This is a genomic window from Streptomyces sp. NBC_00654, from assembly GCF_026341775.1.
GTDB lineage: Bacteria > Actinomycetota > Actinomycetes > Streptomycetales > Streptomycetaceae > Streptomyces.
In genome coordinates, this window is record NZ_JAPEOB010000015.1 from 1 (window position 1) to 643 (window position 643).

At 61.9% G+C, this 643-nt stretch carries 1 pseudogene; it reads left to right on the top strand.

Annotated features, from left to right (window positions below):
- Positions 1 to 228: pseudogene (locus OHA98_RS42600) on the top strand (hypothetical protein); the annotation flags it as partial.
- Positions 229 to 643 lie beyond the last annotated feature (415 nt).

Below are 643 nucleotides of genomic sequence, written 5' to 3' on the forward strand. Positions count from 1 at the left end.
CCCCAGGACCTCCGCGACGCCCAGCTCGCTCTCCACCAGACCCGCGCCGAGTGTGAGGCCTACGCACGCACGCTGCCGTGGTCGGCGGAGCCGATGGACGGGTGGGAGGCGGAGAAGCAGGTCCACAGCAGCTACCTGCCCGCCAAGGCGGACAGCCCCGGCTACACCGACGAGCGTGCGACACGAAGTCGCTCCGAAAGAAGTGGATACGCAATAGTGCACAGATAAACAACTAATGCATATCTCCGGCCCGTGCCAATGGCCGGTCCCCCACACTCACGTGCGTCGACAGTAATGACGGGGTGCGAAGCTGAGTGCAGAGAAACCAAAAGGCTCCGTCGACCATCGAAGGGGCCTAGGTATTGGGGGAAGAGTGGCAGGGTGAACGCAAGTGAACCTCTGTTGATGGCTCGTCAGTGTAACCCGTCGATGGTATGCAAGCAGACGGCATGGGAAGGGACACGAGAAAGTGTCGGATGGAGGCGCTGGTAGTTCGTCCACGCCTTATGGCACCATCCTCTTCCCCGGGCTATAGGAGGCACCCGCACCACTCGCATCTTCTAGGTGCGGAACGTGGAAACCCCGTTGGAGTCCGGCCACCGGTAAGCCCAACGCAAGAAGGGCAGAACTCTCCAGCGGGAAC